This is a genomic window from Pseudomonas sp. MDT1-17, assembly GCF_054898105.1.
The window spans coordinates 3,353,346-3,374,284 of record NZ_JBUBVM010000001.1 but is presented as its reverse complement, the minus strand read 5'-3'; the positions used below and the strand labels follow the sequence as shown (position 1 = coordinate 3,374,284).

The 20,939-nt window shown below is 57.5% G+C and carries 24 protein-coding genes and 2 pseudogenes; 15 read left to right on the top strand and 11 right to left on the bottom strand.

Annotated elements, in window-relative coordinates:
* Positions 1-185 precede the first annotated feature (185 nt).
* Positions 186-1,131: pseudogene (locus tag ACYZTX_RS15600) on the bottom strand (DMT family transporter).
* 79 nt (positions 1,132-1,210) lie between these two features.
* On the opposite strand from ACYZTX_RS15600, the gene ACYZTX_RS15595 reads away from it, so the two are divergent.
* From ACYZTX_RS15595 to ACYZTX_RS15585, 3 genes are all read left to right on the top strand, one after another.
* The gene (locus ACYZTX_RS15595; RefSeq protein ID WP_462034814.1) at positions 1,211-2,083 is read left to right on the top strand and encodes a LysR family transcriptional regulator; all 873 of its coding nucleotides are present in this window, start codon (positions 1,211-1,213) and stop codon (positions 2,081-2,083) included.
* 112 nt (positions 2,084-2,195) lie between these two features.
* Positions 2,196-3,731: an EAL domain-containing protein gene (locus ACYZTX_RS15590; protein WP_462034813.1), complete on the top strand. Its 1,536-nt coding sequence runs from the start codon at positions 2,196-2,198 to the stop codon at positions 3,729-3,731.
* Positions 3,732-3,964: 233 nt separating this feature from the next.
* The gene (locus ACYZTX_RS15585) at positions 3,965-4,330 is read left to right on the top strand and encodes a histone-like nucleoid-structuring protein, MvaT/MvaU family (protein ID WP_462034812.1); all 366 of its coding nucleotides are present in this window, start codon (positions 3,965-3,967) and stop codon (positions 4,328-4,330) included.
* A 175-nt stretch (positions 4,331-4,505) separates the two neighbouring features.
* Here ACYZTX_RS15585 and ACYZTX_RS15580 read toward each other — a convergent pair whose 3' ends face one another.
* Complete coding sequence (locus ACYZTX_RS15580) at positions 4,506-5,030, bottom strand: DUF4946 domain-containing protein (RefSeq protein ID WP_462034811.1); 525 nt, start codon at positions 5,028-5,030, stop codon at positions 4,506-4,508.
* Between the two features lie 145 nt (positions 5,031-5,175).
* Here ACYZTX_RS15580 and gloA point away from each other — a divergent pair, with 145 nt between their 5' ends.
* Positions 5,176-5,697 carry a lactoylglutathione lyase gene (gene gloA, locus ACYZTX_RS15575; protein ID WP_462034810.1) on the top strand — a complete coding sequence of 174 codons (522 nt, stop codon included), beginning with the start codon at positions 5,176-5,178 and terminating at the stop codon, positions 5,695-5,697.
* Between the two features lie 144 nt (positions 5,698-5,841).
* Here the strand turns inward: gloA and ahpF are convergent, their stop codons facing one another.
* The 4 genes from ahpF to ACYZTX_RS15555 all read right to left on the bottom strand — a co-directional run bounded on the left by ahpF (position 5,842) and on the right by ACYZTX_RS15555 (position 9,195).
* Positions 5,842-7,404 carry an alkyl hydroperoxide reductase subunit F gene (ahpF, locus tag ACYZTX_RS15570; protein WP_462034809.1) on the bottom strand — a complete coding sequence of 521 codons (1,563 nt, stop codon included), beginning with the start codon at positions 7,402-7,404 and terminating at the stop codon, positions 5,842-5,844.
* A 138-nt stretch (positions 7,405-7,542) separates the two neighbouring features.
* Positions 7,543-8,106 carry an alkyl hydroperoxide reductase subunit C gene (ahpC, locus tag ACYZTX_RS15565; protein WP_462034808.1) on the bottom strand — a complete coding sequence of 188 codons (564 nt, stop codon included), beginning with the start codon at positions 8,104-8,106 and terminating at the stop codon, positions 7,543-7,545.
* 145 nt (positions 8,107-8,251) lie between these two features.
* Positions 8,252-8,419 carry a hypothetical protein gene (locus ACYZTX_RS15560; RefSeq protein ID WP_462034807.1) on the bottom strand — a complete coding sequence of 56 codons (168 nt, stop codon included), beginning with the start codon at positions 8,417-8,419 and terminating at the stop codon, positions 8,252-8,254.
* Positions 8,371-9,195 (bottom strand): hypothetical protein, encoded by an 825-nt coding sequence (locus ACYZTX_RS15555; protein WP_462034806.1) that lies wholly within the window; start codon positions 9,193-9,195, stop codon positions 8,371-8,373. The genes ACYZTX_RS15560 and ACYZTX_RS15555 overlap by 49 nt, the downstream gene beginning before the upstream one ends.
* A gap of 178 nt (positions 9,196-9,373) precedes the next feature.
* On the opposite strand from ACYZTX_RS15555, the gene ACYZTX_RS15550 reads away from it, so the two are divergent.
* Positions 9,374-10,393, top strand: a complete 1,020-nt coding sequence (locus ACYZTX_RS15550) for a DNA-binding protein (protein WP_462034805.1) — start codon at positions 9,374-9,376, stop codon at positions 10,391-10,393.
* On the opposite strand, the gene gorA is transcribed toward ACYZTX_RS15550, so the two are convergent.
* Positions 10,390-11,748 carry a glutathione-disulfide reductase gene (gene gorA, locus ACYZTX_RS15545; RefSeq protein WP_462034804.1) on the bottom strand — a complete coding sequence of 453 codons (1,359 nt, stop codon included), beginning with the start codon at positions 11,746-11,748 and terminating at the stop codon, positions 10,390-10,392. The genes ACYZTX_RS15550 and gorA overlap by 4 nt on opposite strands.
* Before the next feature lie 131 nt (positions 11,749-11,879).
* A complete protein-coding gene (gene galU, locus ACYZTX_RS15540; protein ID WP_056739849.1) occupies positions 11,880-12,719 on the bottom strand; it encodes a UTP--glucose-1-phosphate uridylyltransferase GalU in 840 nt (279 codons plus the stop codon).
* A 267-nt stretch (positions 12,720-12,986) separates the two neighbouring features.
* On the opposite strand from galU, the gene ACYZTX_RS15535 reads away from it, so the two are divergent.
* Positions 12,987-13,175 carry a hypothetical protein gene (locus ACYZTX_RS15535; protein WP_462034803.1) on the top strand — a complete coding sequence of 63 codons (189 nt, stop codon included), beginning with the start codon at positions 12,987-12,989 and terminating at the stop codon, positions 13,173-13,175.
* A 140-nt stretch (positions 13,176-13,315) separates the two neighbouring features.
* Positions 13,316-13,597 carry a hypothetical protein gene (locus ACYZTX_RS15530; protein WP_462034802.1) on the top strand — a complete coding sequence of 94 codons (282 nt, stop codon included), beginning with the start codon at positions 13,316-13,318 and terminating at the stop codon, positions 13,595-13,597.
* Between the two features lie 11 nt (positions 13,598-13,608).
* On the opposite strand, the gene ACYZTX_RS15525 is transcribed toward ACYZTX_RS15530, so the two are convergent.
* Together ACYZTX_RS15525 and ACYZTX_RS15520 are read right to left on the bottom strand one after the other, a co-directional pair.
* Positions 13,609-13,839, bottom strand: a complete 231-nt coding sequence (locus tag ACYZTX_RS15525; RefSeq protein WP_462034801.1) for a hypothetical protein — start codon at positions 13,837-13,839, stop codon at positions 13,609-13,611.
* 72 nt (positions 13,840-13,911) lie between these two features.
* On the bottom strand, positions 13,912-14,268 hold the full coding sequence (locus tag ACYZTX_RS15520; protein ID WP_462034800.1) for a hypothetical protein: 357 nt from the start codon (positions 14,266-14,268) through the stop codon (positions 13,912-13,914).
* Between the two features lie 212 nt (positions 14,269-14,480).
* Here ACYZTX_RS15520 and ACYZTX_RS15515 point away from each other — a divergent pair, with 212 nt between their 5' ends.
* The 5 genes and pseudogenes from ACYZTX_RS15515 to ada all read left to right on the top strand — a co-directional run bounded on the left by ACYZTX_RS15515 (position 14,481) and on the right by ada (position 17,098).
* Positions 14,481-14,783 (top strand): DUF1883 domain-containing protein, encoded by a 303-nt coding sequence (locus tag ACYZTX_RS15515; RefSeq protein WP_462034799.1) that lies wholly within the window; start codon positions 14,481-14,483, stop codon positions 14,781-14,783.
* Positions 14,784-14,812: 29 nt separating this feature from the next.
* Positions 14,813-14,989, top strand: a complete 177-nt coding sequence (locus ACYZTX_RS15510) for a hypothetical protein (protein WP_462034798.1) — start codon at positions 14,813-14,815, stop codon at positions 14,987-14,989.
* Positions 14,990-15,176: 187 nt separating this feature from the next.
* A pseudogene (locus tag ACYZTX_RS15505) lies at positions 15,177-15,254 on the top strand (2OG-Fe(II) oxygenase); the annotation flags it as partial.
* A gap of 13 nt (positions 15,255-15,267) precedes the next feature.
* Positions 15,268-15,948, top strand: a complete 681-nt coding sequence (gene alkB / locus ACYZTX_RS15500; protein WP_462037051.1) for a DNA oxidative demethylase AlkB — start codon at positions 15,268-15,270, stop codon at positions 15,946-15,948.
* An 85-nt stretch (positions 15,949-16,033) separates the two neighbouring features.
* Entirely contained in the window at positions 16,034-17,098 is a 1,065-nt protein-coding gene (gene ada / locus ACYZTX_RS15495; protein ID WP_462034797.1) for a bifunctional DNA-binding transcriptional regulator/O6-methylguanine-DNA methyltransferase Ada, read from the top strand.
* Here the strand turns inward: ada and acuI are convergent, their stop codons facing one another.
* Positions 17,099-18,082 carry an acrylyl-CoA reductase (NADPH) gene (gene acuI, locus ACYZTX_RS15490; protein WP_462034796.1) on the bottom strand — a complete coding sequence of 328 codons (984 nt, stop codon included), beginning with the start codon at positions 18,080-18,082 and terminating at the stop codon, positions 17,099-17,101. It lies immediately after the preceding gene.
* Between the two features lie 189 nt (positions 18,083-18,271).
* On the opposite strand from acuI, the gene ACYZTX_RS15485 reads away from it, so the two are divergent.
* The 3 genes from ACYZTX_RS15485 to modB all read left to right on the top strand — a co-directional run bounded on the left by ACYZTX_RS15485 (position 18,272) and on the right by modB (position 20,938).
* The gene (locus ACYZTX_RS15485) at positions 18,272-19,336 is read left to right on the top strand and encodes an NAD(P)H-dependent flavin oxidoreductase (protein WP_462034795.1); all 1,065 of its coding nucleotides are present in this window, start codon (positions 18,272-18,274) and stop codon (positions 19,334-19,336) included.
* 153 nt (positions 19,337-19,489) lie between these two features.
* Positions 19,490-20,257 (top strand): molybdate ABC transporter substrate-binding protein, encoded by a 768-nt coding sequence (modA, locus tag ACYZTX_RS15480; protein WP_462034794.1) that lies wholly within the window; start codon positions 19,490-19,492, stop codon positions 20,255-20,257.
* On the top strand, positions 20,258-20,938 hold the full coding sequence (modB, locus tag ACYZTX_RS15475) for a molybdate ABC transporter permease subunit (protein WP_462034793.1): 681 nt from the start codon (positions 20,258-20,260) through the stop codon (positions 20,936-20,938).
* Position 20,939 lies beyond the last annotated feature (1 nt).

The following is a 20,939-nucleotide window of genomic DNA, read 5'->3' as shown; positions in this document are numbered from 1 at the left end:
GGTGGCGCGCAGGAGATGCCCCGCACGCTGCGGGCGAGAAAGTCACCGTAGATCAATTGAAACCCAAAACTCTTCATTGTCGACCCAAGGCTCTTGCGGGCGAGGCTTCTGCTGCCAGAAGACGATTATTCTTATATGCGTAACCCGATTCTACACAGCGTAAATCGGTTTGTCCGCCTTCTGTATCAAATCCCCTTTTTCCCTGCTCGCGCAAGGGGTTTGTTGCACAGGAAAATCCCCGCGAGGATCAGCCCGCCGCCAAGGCACATCGTCAGGGTCAACTGCTCGCCCAACAGCAGCACACCGAGGATCACCGCCGTCAGCGGGTTCAGGGCGATGAACACGCCTGAACGCGTCGCGCCGATTTTTCGAATGCCGTCGGAAATAGCCGATATAGGCCAGCGCCGAACCCAATACGCCCAGGTACATCAGGCTCAACCACTGCATTGGTCCGAGGCTGGCGAGTACAGCAATACTCAACTCACCGCGAACAGCACTGGTCACCCACAGCATCAGCGTGCCCATCAGAATCGAGTACGTCACCGTTTGCACCGGCCCCAGGGTTTGATTCAGGTCTTTGGAGAATAGCGAATAAACGCCCCAGCCGAGCACGCAGCCGAAAATCAACAGATCGCCGATCCAGGCATCGGGATTGCCGGCCAACAATTGTGGGTTACGGCTGACGATCACCAGGCTCGCTCCAGCAATACAGATCGCAATCCCGATGACTTTTGCTCGACTCAAGCGCTCCTTGAATAGCAACCATGATGCCAGGCCGATCACCGCCGGGTTCAACGCCACGATCAATGACGCCCGCGAGGCATTGATGTAGTGCAAGCCATAAAAGAAGCACAGGTTGTAGAAAAAGATCCCGAAAAAACCCAGCAGCGCCAATTGCAGCCATTGCCTCGGGTTGGGCCTTGCGAGAGGCACGCGGGCCAGTAGCAGAAACACCAGCAACGCCACGCTGGCCAAAAAGAATCGCAGGCTGGCGGCAAACAAGGGGCTGAGGCTGTCAACCAGAAACCGCCCGGCGACAAAGGTGCCGCCCCAGATCATGGTGACTGCCGCCAGTTTCAGATAAACCGACACATCCGAAGGGTTGGACAGGCTCTGCTCACAGGTTGTCATAGGTTTCCAGAACGAGATATCGGGGAAGATGACGTATCATCTGGCTAATACCTTGTCATCGTAAAATGAGCAAACACTCATGACCCTTACCCAACTGGAGATTTTTTCTCTGGTCGCCGAGCTTCACGGTTTTACCGCGGCAGCCCATCGCTTGGGGATTTCCCAATCCGCGGTCTCTCATGCCCTCAAGTCGCTGGAACAGGAATTGGGCGTGGAGCTGCTGCGTCGGCATCAGTCCCAGGTCGAACTCAGCGATATCGGCCAACAGCTTTTGCCGCGCGCCCGGGCGATGCTGGGCCTGGCCAATACCTTGCGCCAGGAAGCGGCCGATGCGCGCGGAATGAAACGCGGTACCTTGCGCATCGGCTCATTCGGCCCGACCTCATCGATCAAACTGCTGCCGCTGATCCTGCAGCACTACCGCGCGGCTCACCCGGGCATCGAGGTCCACATTGACGAAGGCCCGGACCGGCAGGTGATCCAGTGGTTGGAGGAGCGTCGGATCGATATCGGCTTCGTGGTGTTGCCCGAGGAGCGGTTCGACACCTTTGCGCTGATCGAAGACCAAATGGTCGCACTGCTGCCCGTCAATCATCCGCTAGCCCGTCGCGACAGCCTGAGCTTGAGCGATTTGTGTAACGACCCCTTTGTGTTGACCGAGGCCGGGTCTTCGGAACTGGTGTTGCGGCTGTTCAGTGCCGCCCGGCTGACACCGAACGTCCGTTATCGCTGCTCGCAACTACTGAGTACGCTGGATACCGTTGGCCGAGGCGATGCGCTGACGGTCGTGGCTGAAGGCTCATTGCCCGACGGCCGCGACAGTCGCCACGTGAAAATACCACTGTCGCCTCCGGTCGCACGTCAGGTGGGTCTGGCGGTGCTGGACCAGCGCCAGTCATCACCTGCAGCGCTGGCTTTTATCAAATTGGCCGAGGGTCTGAACTACCCCTGAGCGGCACACGTGCCAAGAGCCAACTATCATGGCCTCTACTTGAACTCTTTTTTGAAGGCGCCCCGCCCTGCCAGCATTTGAGAGCCCTATTTCATCGTCAAAGGTTTCGCAAATGCCGCTGAACGTCAAATATCGCCGCAAACGCAGCGTCAGGATCGCTGTGACGCTACTGAGCGGATTACTCCCGGTACTGCTGGGGTTCGCCATTCTCTATATGCAGGCTGAACGCGCACTCAAACACAGCACCGAGCAGACCGCCGAAGAAGCCATTCATCAATTCGAATTGATGCTCGACAACACCGCTCAGGCCGCGCACGAATTGCTGCCGCTGGCGGGCCAACATTGCAACGACGTCAAACTGGCCTTGCGCGAACAGGTCACCCGCCGTCCATTCGTGCGCTCGACCAGTCTGGTGCAGGACAACACCCTTTATTGCAGTTCGCTGTTCGGTGACTATCAGGAGACGGTCAATCCCGGCGACTACACCCAGGGCAAGTTGTGGCTCATGAACGGCAACCCGGTCACGCCCAACACCGCATTGCTGGTGTATCGACTCAGTGAAGGAAAGCAAGGGGCGCTGACCACCCTGGACGGTTACCACCTGAGTAATGTGCTGCGCCTGATCGGTCGCAAGACAGTGCTGCTACTGCAAGTCGGCCCCGATTGGTTGTCCGCCGATGGCAAGGTCCACGAAGGTGCCCTGCCCGCCTTGCCGGTGGCGCAAAGCACACTGACGTCCTCGCGTTATGCCTTCACGGTGGCGGCCGGCTTCCGCGAAGGTGAAACCTGGCGTTACATGACCAGCGAGTATCCATCGCTGTTCAGTTTGCTGATCTTCTTTGGTGTGGTTTCAGGCGCAATCGGGCACGTCCTGCAGAAGCGCTCGTCGTCGCCCAGCCATGAAATGCAGCGCGCTCTGGAAGCTGCGGAGTTCATTCCGTACTTTCAGCCTGTGGTGCATGGCGCCAACAAAAGGTGGTCGGGCGCCGAGGTGCTGATGCGCTGGAATCATCCAAAGGAAGGTCTGGTGCGTCCGGATCTGTTCATTCCGTTTGCCGAACACTCCGGGTTGATCGTGCCGATGACCCGCTCGCTGATGCAGCAGACCGCCGCATTGCTGGCGCCTGTTTCATCCTCGTTCGAGGGCGCTTTCCACATCGGCATCAACATCACCGCCAGCCACTGCAAGGACCTGGAACTGGTCAAGGATTGCCGCGAATTCCTCGGTGCCTTCGCACCAGGTGCCGTCTGCCTGGTGCTGGAGTTGACCGAGCGTGAACTCATCGAGCCGACGGCCATTACCCACCAACTGTTCGAGCAGCTCCACGCGCTGGGCGTGATGATCGCCATTGATGACTTCGGCACCGGTCACTCAAGCCTTGGTTACTTGCATCAGTTCAACGTCGACTTTCTGAAAATCGACCAGAGTTTTGTCGCCATGATCGGTGTTGATGCGCTTTCACGGCACATTCTGGACACCATCATCGAACTCTCGGTCAAGCTCGATCTGGGTATCGTCGCCGAAGGCGTGGAAACCGTAGAGCAAAGTGATTATCTGACCGCTCACGGCGTGAACTTCCTGCAAGGTTATCTGTTCGGCCGGCCGATGCCCGGCGCAGAGTTCATTAACGCATTAAGTCACCATTAACTAGCGGCTCTAAGCGACGAGACAAGGAGACCGCGCACCCATTTGAATCAAAAGACTACTGTTGTTACATGAAGAAAAAGACAGGATTTACTCTTGGCCAATTAACTACTACAATTTTTCATGCCTGCGCAAGATTGGCAGGTGAGCCACTATCACCGAGTCGCTTCAAGGCTCTTGGCTTATAGCTTTGTTTGCGGTTGGTATCAGCCAAACACACTATTGGAGTAAAGATATTGTCCAGACTCGCTGAATTTCGTGCAGCTGAAAAGGCCCTTCAAGAGCAGCTCAAACAGCTGGAATCCCTGAAGAACGATGCCGGGCTCAAGAAAGAAATCGAATTCGAAGAAAAGCTCCAGGGGCTGATGAAAACCTACGGCAAGAGCCTGCGTGACATCGTCGCCATTCTCGATCCGAACCCGGCAAAATCCGGCCTGCTACAGGCAACAGCGCCTAAAACCCGCCGCGCACGCGTGGTCAAGGTTTATCAGAATCCGCACACCGGTGAACTGATTGAAACCAAGGGTGGCAACCACCGCGGACTGAAAGCCTGGAAGGAACAATACGGTGCAGCTACCGTTGATTCCTGGCTGCGCGGCTGAGCACTCGCGGTGACAAAAAAAGCCCTGCCAATGCAGGGCTTTTTCATGGACACCTTCTAAATGCAACGATTGACGTCGATCAACTCACTACTTGTTGAATAACTTTGGGTTTAGTCCTTTTGGGTATCTAAAAATTTCAGAAGGCGCTGAAACCGGCAGCCATTGAAATCCTTAACTAAAGTTTCAAGCTGTTACGGGCTGCCTCTATTTCATCCTGACTTGCCTTATAAACCTCTGCCTGCCCCGCGTAGGAAAGAACATAGGCCTTATCGCCATCCACGGCGGCAACCAATGTTTGAGAGAGCACATGCCTACCGTTCTGCGTGATCGTGCAGGTAGTTTCCAGCGCTGATAAGCGGCTCAAGGTCGCCGGGTGAATCTTGTTGCAGACACTTTGATAACCGCCTTGAAAGAAGTCCTTCTGCACCGACTTGCGCATCTCCAGCAACACGCCTTGCAGATTCACCTGATGACCGCTTTCCACCTGAGTCATGGTCAACTCCATCACCATCACCGGCGTGCCGCCCTGATCGTTTTTCACCGCGCGCTGGCGGAACACCTGGGCGTTGGCGGCATCGTGCGGGACGGCTTCGACCTCCCAGCCGCTGGGCCAGGTCATGATTGGCTCGTCTGCGTCGGCGCAGGTAACCGCTGAAAGCACGCCAATCAGGACGAAGGTCGATTTACAGAATCGAGTCATTGCGATGGACACTCACGGATAGAACCGTAAAGTTTGAGCTTCGCCCGTCTGTCAGGCAATAGCCGACGGTTTGGGTTTGGTGATGTCCGAACCCTTGCGTATCATTGTCGCCATTCGTTAGCCCCACTTATTTTCCGGAGGGCCCATGAGCCTGCACGAATTGAACACCTTCCCAGGCGTGACTGCCCAACCTGACACCGCCACACAGAAGTTCGTCTTCAACCACACCATGCTGCGGGTCAAGGACATCACCAAGTCCCTGGATTTCTACACGCGCATCCTGGGTTTCTCGCTGGTAGAAAAACGCGACTTCCCGGAAGCCGAGTTCAGCCTGTACTTCCTGGCGCTGGTCGATAAAAACCAGATCCCGGCCGACGCCGGCGCTCGCACTGAGTGGATGAAGTCGATCCCCGGCATTCTTGAGTTGACCCACAACCACGGCACCGAGAACGACGCGGATTTCGCCTACCACAACGGCAACACTGACCCGCGCGGTTTTGGCCACATCTGCATCTCTGTGCCGGACATCCGCGCTGCCTGCGAGCGCTTCGAAGCGCTGGGCTGCGATTTCCAGAAACGCCTGAATGACGGCCGCATGAAGAGCCTGGCGTTCATCAAGGACCCGGATGCTTACTGGGTTGAAATCATTCAACCCGCACCGATGTAATCAAAATCAAAAGATCGCAGGCTTCGCCAGCTCCTACAGGGTTCTGTGTACACCCGTAGGAGCTGGCGAAGCCTGCGATCTTTTGAGTCACACACAAAAAACCCCATGATCGCTCATGGGGTTTTGTGTTTTCAGCATCGGGTTTTATGCCGGCGCGGAGGTCCGGATCAAGTGATCGAATGCGCTCAGGGAGGCTTTGGCGCCCTCACCCACCGCAATCACGATCTGCTTGTACGGCACGGTGGTCACGTCACCGGCAGCGAACACGCCCGGCATCGAGGTTTTACCACGGGCATCGACGATGATCTCACCGCGAGGCGACAACTCGATGGTGCCTTTGAGCCAGTCTGTGTTGGGTAACAGACCGATCTGCACGAAGATCCCTTCCAGCTCGACGCTACGCAGTTCGTCCGACTGGCGATCCTTGTAACGCAGGCCATTGACCTTTTGACCGTCGCCCATCACCTCGGTGGTTTGCGCACTGGTGATGACGGTGACGTTCGGCAGGCTGTGCAACTTGCGCTGCAAGACCGCATCGGCGCGCAGCTGTACATCAAACTCCAGCAGCGTTACGTGAGACACGATACCCGCCAGGTCGATGGCCGCTTCGACGCCGGAGTTGCCGCCGCCAATCACCGCCACACGCTTGCCTTTGAATAGCGGACCGTCGCAGTGCGGGCAATACGCCACGCCTTTGTTGCGGTATTGCTGCTCGCCCGGGACGTTCATTTCACGCCACCGCGCACCGGTCGCCAGGATCACAGTCTTGGCTTTCAGGGTCGCGCCGCTGGCGAAGTGAATTTGGTGCAGCTCACCGTTCTTGCCCGGCACCAACTTGTCGGCGCGTTGCAGGTTCATGATGTCGACGTCGTATTGCTTGACGTGTTCTTCCAGCGCCACCGCCAGTTTCGGCCCTTCAGTTTCCTTCACGGAGATGAAGTTTTCGATGGCCATGGTGTCCAGCACCTGCCCACCAAAACGTTCAGCCGCTACACCGGTGCGAATGCCTTTACGGGCTGCATAAATTGCGGCCGAAGCACCGGCCGGGCCACCACCGACGACCAGTACGTCAAACGCTTCTTTGGAGTTGATCTTCTCGGCCTGACGCTCGATACCGCTGGTGTCGATTTTGGCGAGGATTTCTTCCAGGCCCATGCGGCCCTGGCCGAAGTTCACGCCATTCAGGTAAACGCTTGGCACGGCCATGATCTGACGATCATCGACTTCGGCCTGGAACAGCGCGCCGTCGATGGCGACGTGGCGGATGTTCGGGTTGAGCACGGCCATCAAGTTCAACGCCTGGACCACGTCCGGGCAGTTCTGGCAGGACAGCGAGAAGTAAGTCTCGAAGCTGAACTCGCCTTTGAGCGAACGAATCTGTTCGATCACCTCAACGCTGGCCTTCGAAGGGTGGCCGCCGACTTGCAGCAAGGCCAGCACCAACGAAGTGAATTCGTGACCCATCGGGATGCCGGCGAAACGCAGGCTGATATCAGCACCCGGGCGGTTGATCGAGAACGATGGCTTACGCGCATCGTCACCGTTGTCGAGCAAGGTAATCTGGTTGGAAAGACTGGCAACGTCTTTCAGGAGTGCAAGCATTTCCTGGGATTTCGCACCGTCGTCGAGGGAGGCAATGATCTCGATCGGCTGGGTGACCCGTTCCAGGTATGACTTCAACTGGGCTTTAAGATTGGCGTCCAACATACGGGCGATTTCCTTGATTTTGTATAAAGTCGATTCGAAAAAAAACGCCCGAGCGAATCTCGCCCGGGCGTTTTTTAAAGGGCGGTTGCAGCTTACTTAGGTGCGGAAACCCGCCCTGGTGAGGCTTTTCTCACAGACTTAGATCTTGCCGACCAGGTCCAGGGACGGAGCCAGAGTGGCCTCGCCTTCTTTCCACTTGGCTGGGCAGACCTGGCCTGGGTGAGCAGCGACGTACTGAACAGCCTTGATTTTGCGCAGCAGTTCGGAAGCGTCACGACCCACACCGCCGTCGTTCAGCTCGACGATTTTGATCTGGCCTTCAGGGTTGATCACGAAGGTGCCACGGTCAGCCAGACCTGCTTCTTCGATCAACACGTCGAAGTTGCGGGAGATGGCGTGAGTCGGGTCGCCGATCATGGTGTACTGGATTTTGCCGATGGCTGGCGAAGTGTTGTGCCAGGCAGCGTGGGCAAAGTGGGTATCGGTGGAAACGCTGTAGATTTCGACGCCCAGCTTCTGGAACGCGTCGTAGTTGTCAGCCAGGTCTTCCAGTTCGGTCGGGCAAACGAAGGTGAAGTCGGCTGGGTAGAAGAACACGACAGACCACTTGCCTTTCAGGTCAGCGTCCGACACTTTTACGAAGTCGCCATTTTTAAAGGCGTCAGCTTTGAACGGTTTAACTTGGCTGTTGATGATAGGCATCAATGACTCTCCGTCAGGGTTGAAAAGTTTGGTTGAGAAGTTGATGGAGTGAATCCTACCCACTCGATGGCCGGATGGCTCATTGGCAAAGCTCATGCTGCTCATTGGTTTTCGCTATTAGCCGCACGTATTAATAGAAGAAAACCTACTTAGCAGCGCCAATGGTTTTTTCCGCGAGGGGCGTCATCCCGAGAAACGGGCTGGCTTCAACATAGCGCATGGCGGACTTCATATCCTTCCAGCCCACGTAACTCATCAACGACTTCAAATCCCAACCGCTTTGATGGGCCCAGGTTGCAAAGCCGCGTCGCAAGGAGTGACTGGTGTAGTGCTCGGCCGGGTGCCGGCACGTTCCAGCGCCTGGCGCAGTAACGGAATCACGCTATTGGCGTGCAGCCCCTCCTCGCTCAAGTTGCCCCAACGGTCGATGCCACGAAACACGGGGCCGCGGACCAGTGCGGCTTCGGTGATCCAGTCGACGTAGGCCTGCACCGGACACAGGCGCTGCAATGCCGGGGTCTGGTACGTCTTGCCGAGGTTTTCGCGATCACTCTTGCTGCGCGGCAAGTAAAGCGTGATGCCTGACTGGGCGATGGCCTTCACGTGCTCGATCTGTACCCGGCACAACTCATCGCTACGAAAGCCGCGCCAGAAGCCCAACAGGATCAGCGCCGTGTCGCGCCTGGCCCGCAGGAGTGCAGGTTGATCATTTTGAGTCCTTGCTTGTGTAGCCTCCCGCTCCAGCCAGGCAACCACCTGCTCGAGATGCTGAAGCTGCAACGGTTCGGCCTGTTTCTCCTGAGCCGGGTGCAGCGCGCGAATGCCCTTGAAGACCTTGCGCACCACCGGCGCCTTGGTGGGGTCGGGAAAACCCTGGCTGTTGTGCCATTGCGCCAGTGCTGACAAGCGCAACTTCAAGGTATTGATCGACAGCACGCCCGCGTGAGCCACGAGGTAGCGCGCCACGCTGTCGCTGGTCGCCGGCAGGAAGCCGCCCCAACTGACTTCGAAATGCTCGATAGCCGCCCGATAGCTGCGACGGGTGTTGTCGCGCGTGGCGGCCTGCAGGTAACGATCCAACTCAGTCATCGGCTCAATTCTCTAAAACGTACTGCTTTGGCGGGTGATAACGCGCAACAGTACCCATCACACGGGGTAATACCAGTATATCCCGCATGAATACTTGTCGTATTTTAAGTTTTCATTAGGCGTGGTACATTGTGTACTTTAGTGGCATGTACCACAGTACGAAATCGTAGGAGAACTCATGGCTCGTGGCGGTGTAAACAAAGCGGTGGTCCAAGCGGCGCGCCTGGCGATTCTGGCTCGCGGCGAAAACCCAAGCATCGATGCGGTACGGATCGAGATGGGCAACACGGGCTCGAAAACCACGATTCATCGCTATTTGAAGGAATTGGATAACGGCGCCGACCGCGTCGAAGTGGCGCCGGAACCGATTGATGACGAGCTGGCGGGACTGGTTTCCCGGCTGGCACAACGACTCAAAGAGCAGGCGCAGGAGCCCATCGATCAGGCCCTCGAGCAATTTGATAAACAAAAGAAAGCGCTGGATACGCAACTGCATGAAGCCCAGCAGGCCAACACGCAATTGCATCAGCAATACGAGATTCAAAGCCTGGCACTGACTCAAGAGTCCGAAGCCCTGCAAGAAACCCGCGCCATGCTGCAGACCGAACAAACCCGCAACGCCGGGCTGAACCAGGCGCTGGCCGATTTCGAATTACGCTTGAAAGACAAGGATGAGCAGATCCGCTCCCTTGAAGAGAAACACCTGCATGCTCGCGACGCACTGGAACACTACCGCAACGCAGTCAAAGAACAGCGCGAGCAGGAGCAGCGCCGCCACGAAAGCCAGGTGCAGCAGATTCAGATGGAATTGCGCCAGGCCCAGCAGAGCGCATTGGTGCGCCAGGATGAGATCACGCAACTGCACCGCGACAACGAGCGTTTGTTGACGGAGAACCGTGGCACCTTGAGAGAGCTGAGCCTGCTGCAGGATCAACTCAAACAAACCAACGCTCGACAGGATCAGTTGCTGGAACAGGTCAATCGTATCGACAGCGAACGCACCCTCCTCCAGGAACGCTTGCGCGCAGCCTTGCTGGAAAGCCAGTCGCTGAAACAGAACATCGACGAGCAGTCGCAGATAAACAAAGGTTTGGAAATTGAGCTGCTCAAGACTCAGGCGAGCCTGGATGAGCGCGTGCGCCTGGCGGCCGTCATTGCGACAGCGCCAGACGCATCAGAGCCCCAAACCGACGATTAACCCGCGGCCGGCGTGCGCATCGTGACGAACTCTTCGGCGGCGGTCGGATGCACGCCGATGGTTTCATCGAAATCGCGCTTGGTGGCGCCAGCCTTCAAGGCAATTGCGAGGCCTTGAACAATTTCCCCGGCATCCGGACCGACCATGTGGCAACCCAGAACCTTGTCGGTCTTGGCGTCCACTACCAGTTTCATCAGGGTGCGCTCCTGGCATTCGGTCAGGGTCAGCTTCATCGGACGGAAACGGCTTTCGAAGATCACCACATCGTGCCCGGCCTCCCGGGCCTCTTCCTCGGTCAAGCCGACCGTGCCGATGTTCGGCAAGCTGAACACCGCGGTTGGAATCATCTTGTAATCCACCGGGCGATATTGCTCAGGCTTGAACAAACGTCGCGCCACGGCCATACCTTCGGCCAGCGCGACGGGTGTCAGCTGAACCCGGCCGATCACATCGCCCAGCGCCAGGATCGACGGCTCAGCAGTCTGATACTGCTCGTCAACCTCGACGAAACCTTTCTTGTCGAGTTTGACGCCGGTGTTTTCCAGCCCAAGATTATCGAGCATCGGCCGTCGACCCGTGGCGTAGAAGACACAATCTGCCTCCAGCTCACGGCCATCCCTGAGGGTCACCTTCAGGCTGCCATCGGACTGTTTGTCGATACGTTCGATGTCGGCGTTGAACTGCAGGTCCATGCCGCGCTTGGTCAGTTCTTCCTGCAGGTGTTTGCGTACAGCACCGTCGAAGCCGCGCAGGAACAGTTCTCCGCGATACAGCAACGTGGTCTCGGCACCCAGGCCGTGGAAGATCCCCGCAAATTCGACGGCGATGTAACCACCGCCCACTACCAGAACGCGCTCGGGCAACTCTTTGAGGAAGAACGCCTGGTTGGAACTGATCGCGTGTTCGTGCCCCGGAATTTCCGGAATCTGCGGCCAGCCGCCGGTAGCGATCAGGATGTTTTTGGCGGTGTAGCGCTCACCATTGATCTCGACCTGGTGCGGATCAACGATTTTGGCGTGGCCTTCATGCAAGGTCACGCCGCTGTTAACCAGCAGATTGCGATAGATGCCGTTCAGGCGATTGATCTCGCGATCCTTGTTGGCGATCAGCGTCGCCCAATCGAACTTCGCTTCACCCGGCGTCCAGCCAAAACCTTGCGACTGCTCGAAGTCTTCGGCGAAGTGTGCGCCGTAGACCAGCAGCTTCTTCGGTACGCAGCCGACATTCACACAAGTGCCACCCAGGTAGCGGCTCTCGGCCACAGCCACTTTCGCGCCAAAACCGGCAGCAAAACGCGCAGCCCGCACACCGCCGGAACCGGCGCCAATCACATAAAGGTCAAAATCGTAGGCCATTTTTTCAATCTCCTCGGCAGTCCACAAGCATACCCGCAGACATCCGTTGGGCAAGCGCTGCAAACGATATGGGGACAGAAAATGAAAAAGCCACCCGAAGGTGGCTTTCAATACAAGTGGATCAGAAGCTATCAGTAAGCCTTGCCAGTCTTGTAGAAGTTCTCGAAGCAGAAGTTGGTCGCCTCGATGTAGCCTTCAGCGCCACCGCAGTCGAAACGCTGGCCCTTGAATTTGTAGGCAATCACGCAACCGTTCTTCGCCTGCTTCATCAGGGCGTCGGTGATCTGGATCTCGCCGCCTTTACCTGGCTCAGTTTGCTTGATCAGCTCGAAAATGTCCGGAGTCAGGATGTAACGACCGATGATCGCCAGGTTCGAGGGAGCGTCTTCCGGAGCCGGTTTTTCGACCATGTTACGCACGCGGTACAGGTCATCAGCGATCAACTCGCCAGCGATCACGCCGTACTTGTTGGTTTCCTGCGGATCCACTTCCTGGATCGCGACGATGGTGCAGCGATACTGCTCATACAGCTTGACCATCTGGGTCAGTACGCCGTCGCCTTCAAGGTTGACGCACAGGTCGTCCGCCAGCACCACGGCGAACGGCTCATCACCGATGAGCGGGCGGCCAGTCAGGATCGCGTGACCAAGGCCTTTCATTTCGGTCTGACGGGTGTAGGAGAACGAGCACTCATCGAGCAGTTTACGGATACCAACCAGGTATTTTTCCTTGTCGGTGCCCTTGATCTGGTTTTCCAGTTCGTAGCTGATGTCAAAATGGTCTTCCAGAGCGCGTTTGCCGCGACCGGTCACGATGGAGATTTCGGTCAACCCAGCGTCCAGTGCTTCTTCGACGCCGTACTGGATCAGTGGCTTGTTTACCACCGGCAGCATTTCTTTGGGCATGGCTTTAGTCGCTGGCAGGAAGCGAGTACCGTAACCGGCTGCTGGGAACAAGCATTTCTTGATCATATAAGTCCTTGAAAGGGCTGTGTGTACGAGTTTCGGCGCAGTCTAATCAGGCGGCGTGCACCTTACAATGCCCCGCACTGGCTAACCAATGCCATCATAGAGAAATATTCTCGCGGATAGTTCCCGAGATAGCTCCGCAGCCCTTTATAGATAGCACAGGCCATCAGATCTGCACGGCCGCGAATCGCACCACCCTACACCATCAGCACCCGTTGAGTGCTTTTGGCGCTATCATTGCGCAATTGAACCAGTCAACGAGGCAGATAGATGTCGGAAGCAAAAAGCGTCAACGGATTCCTGATCAATCAGGCAAAAGACGGCCAGTGGTGGGTAGACAGCGTAGGCGGTGAAAATATCGCCGGGCCTTTCCCTACCGAAGCGTCGGCGATTGAAGTGGCATCCGTATTGGAACTCGAACACCCAACCGTCAAACGACGCGGCAAAGACAAGACTTGATCTGAGCCAAATGCTTGACCAAGCCCTGCCTCACGCAGGGTTTTTTTGTGATTACCTGCAACGAAGTGGCCATTCGCTATAACCTTTTGATGCCAGCGCTGTCACTGGCTCAGCCCCATCATCCTGACGACGACAACGACATGAATAAATTTTTGCCACTGATTGCGGTACTGGCCCTGAGCGGCTGCGCTACTTCCGAAACGACTTACCTGAACAACGGCGAGCAAGGCCTGGCCATCGACTGCTCCGGGGAAGCCAACTCCTGGGCGACTTGCTACGAAAAAGCCGATGCCTCTTGCGCCGGCACCGGCTATCGAATCGTCGGCACCGACGGAACACCTTCTTCCAAGGAAAGCGAGAAGACGCTGGGCGTCGACGTCGGTAACTACAAGAACCGCAGCGTCGTGGTGGTCTGCAAGTAAGGCGCCCTGTCCTACATGTGAATTTCGGCGAACTTGATCCCGAGGCCGCGCACCGTCTCGATCAGGTCGTCGAGACGACTGAAGGATTCGACTTCATCGTTTTCATCCACCAGAAAATAACTGCGCCCGGCGCTCTTCTTGAAAAACACGATCCATTCTCCCGAATTCGCCGGATTTTGAATCACGTGGGTGGCAGAGATGTGACCTTCTGCATGGCACTCCCGTACCTGCTCTCGCTTCATGCTTGACTCCAAAAATGACAATGCCGCCAAAGCGCTGCTTTGACGGCATCGGTGCTGACGGGCGACAGTCTATCAGCCGGAAATGCACGCAGTAGCGGCATTGCGTACGTCCATTGGGCGCAATGGCACATTGGAGATGCGCTCATGCAACTTGATGCTGCTGCCAGTGGAGCGGTCTTCGATATCAAATACGGCGGCGGGTCCCGAGGAGAACTTCTGCGGCACGATAACTCGCATACCGTCCTTATGCGGCTCGACTTGCAGGGCTCCCCGGCTGCTGGCCAGTTTCTCGGTCAGGCATTGCGCGTATTCATGAGGTTTCTTGCCTGAAATCACGCTCATGGTGGGCAACGTCTCATTGATCTCAGTGACACTCGCACAACCACTCATCGCTATCGCCATAGGCAGGACCAGCACACCCCACTTCATACAACACCTCCGATAAAGACACTCCGACACTACAAATGCTGTTTTTCTCCGAGGCTTGCTGGGTTTATCGCTCATAGAATTCCGTATAACTGTTTTTAATTGTCAAAGCGGACCCCGACGGCCGGATAATAACCCGTTCGGGCTGATAAACTGCGCCAATCGCCCATGCTATCGTTTTGATTTTGTAGAAAAAGCCCTTCTGGAGGCGCCTCATGAAATTTATCCACCAGCGCGAGCACCTCAACGAAGACGACATCGTCGTCATTCAATGCTCCCAAACATGCAACATCCGCTTGATGAACGACGCCAATTTTCGCAGCTTCAAGAATGGCGGCCGCCACACTTACCATGGTGGTGCATTCGACACCTTCCCGGCCCGGATTACTGCACCGAGTACCGGTTTCTGGAACATCACCATCGACACGGTCAACAGTCGGCCGATCAGCGTGACTCGCAAACCGACCCTGACTCACACCATCAAGATCATCCGCCGCTCCAGCACGAAACTGAGCTGAGTGACACCCAGACACGAAGACAAGCAGGTATGACCGTGGCCCAAACGACCAAGTACGTCATCAAATACAAACTCAATGGTGAGCGTCGCTTCGAATTTGCCCAGCTTGCAAAAGGCACTGAAGAAGAAGCCAAGGCCGCGCTGGACGCCATTCATGGTCCGAGCGAAGACGTCATCAGCGAAATCAGCGTCAGCAAAGCGCTGTAACGAGATCCGGAGCGACAACCAGGACGTCTGCTCCCCCGTCTGAAATTCGACCACAAGCGCCGGAGTGACCACCCACTCACCGCGCCCTAGACTGGCCACCTCAACCTTGGGTTAAGGCGTCAGAACATGTCTACTTCCTCGATTCGGTTCATCAGCGGCAGTTCCAGTCTGGGCGTCCTGCTGCTAAGGCGTTTGTGGCTATTACCGGGTCACCCTGCGCCACGGCGTGAGTCGCCTGCACAGTGGAAAACGGCATACCCTTTGAATCATCTTTCACGATACGTTATGACCCCATGAACCCGACCACCTTCGACTTGTTTGCCGACGCGGAACCCGAGCAACAACCCCGACTCGATCAGATCGGCGAACAATCCTGCGTCCTCAGAGGCTTTGCCCTGCCCTGGCTGGATCAGTTACTGCCCGCACTGGACGCGGTTCTGACGGCTGCACCGTTTCGACAGATGATCACGCCCGGAGGCTTTACCATGTCGGTAGCCTTGAGCAGTTGCGGCGCGCTGGGTTGGACCACCAATCGCAGCGGTTATCGCTATACCCGCAATGATCCGCAAACCGGCCTACCCTGGCCGAAAATGCCCGACGTGTTTCTCGAACTGGCACAAGCGGCGGCGCGGGAAGCGGGGTTTGCGGATTTCGTGCCTGATTCCTGCCTGATCAACCGCTATGTTCCCGGAGCGAAGATGTCGTTGCACCAGGACAAGGATGAAGATTCCTACGCAGCGCCCATCGTTTCAGTGTCGCTGGGATTGCCGGCGATGTTCTTGTTCGGCGGCTTCGAGCGCAGCGATAAAAGCCAGCGGATACCGCTGTTGCATGGCGACATCGTGGTCTGGGGCGGTGTGGATCGCTTGCGGTATCACGGCGTTTTGCCGATCAAGGACGGCCAACACCCGCGACTGGGCGAACAACGGATCAACTTCACCTTTCGCACTGCTGGATGAAGCCTTCGAATTCGACCGCAAGACCCGGGGTGCAGCGACCCCGTCGGCTGGTTAATCTGAATGAAACAGGTCAGGACAGTAAGCCATGACAAGCCAGTCGACAAAGATCGCCACCGAAAATGATCCTCGCTGGGCCGCCGTCGTTGCGCGCGATCCCCGAGCAGACGGACAGTTTGTGTACGCGGTGAAAACCACCGGTATTTACTGTCGCCCCAGCAGCCTGGCGCGTTTACCGAAACCGCAGAACGTCGAATTCTTCGACACCGCCGAGCAGGCGCAGGCGGCGGGTTATCGCCCCAGCAAACGAGCCGCGAAGGATCAAAGCGACGTCGCCGCGCAACATGCCGCGACCGTGGCCGCCGCGTGCCGCCAGATTGAAACTGCGGAAAATCTGCCTGTACTGAGCGAACTGGCCTTTGCTGCCGGCCTCAGCAGCTTTCACTTCCATCGGGTGTTCAAAGCGGTTACCGGTCTGACGCCCAAGGGATACGCCACGGCCCATCGTTCACGCAGGGTCCGTGAGCGTTTGGCGGACGGAGGCTCAGTGACCGACGCGTTGTATGACGCCGGCTTCAACTCCAACAGTCGTTTCTATGAAGCAGCCGATCAACTATTGGGCATGAAACCCGGTGATTACCGCGCAGCAGGCCAGAACAACGACATTCGTTTTGCCGTTGGCCAGTGTTCCCTGGGAGCGATTCTGGTGGCGAAGAGCGAACGGGGAGTTTGCGCGATCTTGCTGGGAGATGATCCGCACCAACTGGTCTGCGAGCTGCAGGACAAATTTCGGCGTGCGAATCTGATTGGCGCCGACCACGCGTTCGAGCAACTGATCGCCAAAGTGGTAGGTTTTATTGAAGCGCCGGCCCTGGGTCTGGACTTGCCGCTGGATGTTCGCGGCACCGCTTTTCAGGAACGAGTCTGGCAAGCCCTGCGGGAGATTCCCGCTGGCTGCACCGCCAGCTACGCCGATATCGCCCAGCGAATCGGCGCGCCAAAAGCGATGCGCGCCGTGGCGCAAGCCTGCGGTGCGAACACCCTGGCGGTGGCGATTCCGTGCCACCGCGTGGTGCGCAGCGACGGCAACCTGTCAGGCTATCGCTGGGGCGTAGAACGCAAACGGCAATTGCTGGAGCGTGAAGCCCTGTAATCAGCGATTCACATCCACCACAACCCGCCCGCGTAATTGCCCCGCGAGCAACCGCGAAGCGGCGTCGATCGCTTCACTCAAGCCGATTTCGTGGCTGATCAACGGCAGCAAGGCGAAGTCGAGATCCTTGGCCAGACGATTCCAGGCCAATACTCGCTTGGCTTTCGGTTGAGTCACGCTGTTGATCCCGGCCAGGGTCACGCCGCGCAAAATGAACGGTGCGACTGAAGCCGGGAAGTCCATGCCTTGCGCCAGGCCACACGCGGCAACAGTGCCGTTGGCCTTCGTGCCGGCACAGGCGTTGGCCAGGGTGTGACTGCCGACTGAGTCGATAACCGCCGCCCACCGCTCCTTCGCCAATGGTTTGCCCGGCTCGGACAGCGTAGCGCGGTCGATGATTTCGCTGGTGCCCAGTTGCTTGAGGTAATCGTGCTCGGAGGTTCGGCCAGTGGACGCGACCACCCGATAGCCGAGCTTGCTCAGCAGTGCGATAGCGAAACTGCCTACACCGCCATTGGCGCCGGTGACCAATACTTCGCCTTGGTCGGGCGTCACGCCATTGTGTTCCAGCGCCAGGATGCTCAGCATCGCCGTGTAACCCGCCGTGCCGATGGCCATCGCTTGCGCCGCGGTGAATGCCTTGGGTAGCGGAATCAACCAGTCGCCGTTCAAGCGCGCCTTCTGCGCCAGTCCGCCCCAATGTCCTTCGCCAACACCCCAGCCATTGAGTAGGACCTGATCACCGACCTTGTAGTCCGGGTGCCCACTGACTTCGACAGTGCCTGCCAGATCGATCCCCGGCACCATCGGGAATTTTCGCACCACCGGGCTACTGCCGGTGATCGCCAGGCCATCCTTGAAATTAAGCGTGCTGTACGCCACACGCACCGTCACATCGCCCTCGGGCAGTTGATCGTCATTGATCTCTTGCAGTGTGGCGCGGTACCCGCTGTCGTCTTTGTCGATCAAAATGCCTTTGAACATCGCTGCCTCCCAATGGAATCACTCAGTTGTGGTGCAGTTGAAATAACACATAGACACATTTTGTCGTACTCGACTTTACGCCAAGAGTGGCACACGAAACGAAAACTCGACTGGCCTTGTATCAGCTATTGCTGATACAAAAACTGTCCTACCGTCCCTGCCCTGTTATGACGTCGGAGAAACTTTCAAATGAGCAAATGGCCAGACACCCGCATTCTTGACCTGCTTGGCATTGAGCTGCCGATCATCCAGGCGCCCATGGCCGGCGCGACCGGTTCGGCCATGGTTATCGCAGCCAGTAACGCCGGCGGCCTGGGCTCGATGCCCGCCGCCATGTTGACCGTCGATCAGTTGCGCGAGGAGCTGAAAACGATTCGCCAACACACTCAGCGCCCGATCAACGTCAACTACTTCTGCCATCAGCCACCCGTCGCCGATGAGCAACGCGCTCGAGACTGGAAGAATCTGCTGGAGCCCTACTACCGGGAACTTGGCGTGGACTTCGACGCGCCGACGCCGGTGTCCAATCGAGCGCCGTTCGATAACGCGGCCTGCGAAGTGATCGAAGAGCTTCGCCCCGAAGTCGTGAGTTTCCACTTCGGCCTGCCGGAAAAGTCGCTGCTGGAGCGCGTGAAAGCCACGGGGGCGAAAGTGCTCTCGTCAGCCACCACCGTTGAAGAGGCGATCTGGCTCGAGCAGCACGGTTGTGACGCGATCATCGCCATGGGGTACGAAGCCGGTGGCCATCGGGGCATGTTTCTCAGTGATGATCTGAGCAGTCAGGTGGGGATCTTTGCGCTGGTACCCCAGATCGTCGACGCGGTGAAAGTGCCAGTGATTGCTGCCGGCGGTATCGCCGATGCACGAGGCGTCGCGGCGGCTTTGCTGTTGGGGGCTTCGGCGGTGCAAGTGGGCACGGCGTACTTGTTTACGCCAGAGGCCAAGGTCAGCGCCTCTCATCACAAAGCGTTGCGCACCGCCAAGGAAAGTGAGACGGCCGTCACTAACATTTTCACCGGACGCCCGGCGCGTGGAATTCTGAATCGAGTGATGCGCGAACTCGGGCCAATGAGCGCCAAAGCACCGGCCTTCCCGCTCGCGGGTGGTGCGCTGATGCCATTGCGGGCCAAGGGGGAAGCGGATTTCAGCAATCTCTGGGCGGGTCAGGCATTCACGCTTTGCGTTGAAATGACCACGGCTGAACTGACCCGGAAGCTGGCTGAGGAAGGATTGGCCAAGTTGGTTCGTCGGTAACGCACTTCCCCTGTAGCAGCCTTCGGCTGCTGCAGGTTTATGCGTGGTCTCAACAACGCGCATCCAACACGTTCCGTTTGCAGGCATTTCGCTATATATTCCGCTATATAGCGTTTACTCCCTCGCAGCACTTGCCTACCACGGAGCCGTTTCATGACCATTCGTGCCTCACGTTTTGCCCCCACTAGCCTGGCAACCCTGCTCGCAGTGTTCGCTTTCGGGTCAGCCCAGGCGGACGAAGTCCAGGTTGCCGTCGCCGCCAACTTCACTGCACCGATTCAGGCGATCGCCGCCGATTTCGAGAAAGACACCGGGCATAAACTGGTCGCTTCCTATGGCGCAACCGGGCAGTTCTACACCCAGATAAAGAATGGCGCACCGTTCGAAGTGTTCCTTTCGGCGGACGACACCACCCCGCAAAAACTCGAAGCCGAAGGCGACACCGTCAAGGGCTCGCGATTCACCTACGCCATCGGCACTCTGGCGCTGTGGTCGGCCAAGGAAGGTTACGTCGACGCCAAGGGCAAAGTGCTGAGCGACAACCCGTATCAACATCTTTCCCTCGCCAACCCGAAAGCCGCGCCTTATGGCCTGGCCGCCACTCAAGTGCTCGCCAAGCTGGACCTGACTGACAAGGTCAAAGCCAAAATCGTTGAAGGCCAGAACATCACCCAGGCCTACCAATTCGTCTCCACCGGCAATGCCGAACTCGGTTTTGTGGCCTTGTCGCAGATATACAAAGACGGCAAAGTCACCAGCGGTTCGGCCTGGATTGTTCCAGCCGACATGCATGACCCGATCAAACAAGATGCGGTGATCCTCAACAAAGGCAAGGACAACCCGGCTGCCAAGGCGCTGGTTGACTACCTCAAAGGCCCGAAAGCCGCCGCTGTCATCAATTCCTACGGTTACCAACTCTAAATGACGCTATCGAGTGCCGACTTTTCCGCGATCTGGCTGACCCTGAAACTGGCGTCGCTGACGACAGTCATCCTGCTGGTCATCGGCACTCCGATTGCGTTATGGCTGTCGCGCACTCGCTCGTGGTTGCGCGGCCCGGTCGGGGCGATCGTCGCCCTGCCCCTGGTGCTGCCACCGACGGTGATTGGCTTTTACCTGTTGCTGGCGCTAGGCCCTAACGGGTTTGTCGGCCACTTCACCCAGTCACTGGGGCTCGGCACCCTCACGTTCAGTTTTGCTGGGCTGGTGATCGGCTCGGTGCTCTACTCGATGCCGTTCGTGGTCCAGCCACTGCAAAATGCTTTTTCTGCCATCGGTACTCGCCCATTGGAGGTGGCCGCGACCTTGCGCGCCAATCCCTGGGACACGTTTTTCAGCGTGATCCTGCCGCTGGCCCGCCCCGGTTTCATCACCGCTGCCATTCTCGGCTTCGCCCACACCGTCGGTGAATTCGGCGTGGTGCTGATGATCGGCGGCAACATTCCCGACAAAACCCGCGTGGTCTCGGTGCAGATCTACGATCACGTCGAAGCCATGGAATACGCCCAGGCCCATTGGCTGGCCGGGGCAATGCTGGTGTTCTCCTTTGTTGTATTGCTGGCGCTCTACTCCAGCCGTAAAACCAAAACGGGCTGGAGCTGAT